At 65.0% G+C, this 243-nt stretch carries 1 protein-coding gene; it reads left to right on the top strand.

The genetic code is table 11. The features are described from left to right. Positions 1-243, top strand: a 243-nt coding sequence (locus SB772_RS44795) for a 4-hydroxythreonine-4-phosphate dehydrogenase PdxA (protein ID WP_410839124.1), incomplete at both ends; no start/stop codon positions are given.

Genomic DNA, 243 nt, shown 5'->3' with positions numbered 1-243 from the left:
CCGGGCCTCGTGCAACGCACGATCGAGCGCGGCAACGCGACACTGGTCAAGGCCGGCATTGCAAAGCCGCGTATCGGTGTGTGCGGCATCAATCCACACGCGGGCGAAAACGGCCTGTTCGGTTACGGCGAGGAAGAAGAGAAGATCGTTCCGGCAGTGAAAGTGTTGCAGGAGCGCGGCCTGGACGTGACCGGCCCGCTACCCGCGGATACGCTGTTTTTCCGCGCGGGCCGGGGCGACTTC

Origin of the sequence: Paraburkholderia sp. SIMBA_030 (genome assembly GCF_046535245.1) — a bacterium.
In the GTDB taxonomy this organism is placed as follows: Bacteria; Pseudomonadota; Gammaproteobacteria; order Burkholderiales; family Burkholderiaceae; genus Paraburkholderia.
Note: the sequence above shows the minus strand (reverse complement) of the source record. Positions and strands in the feature narration are given on the sequence as shown.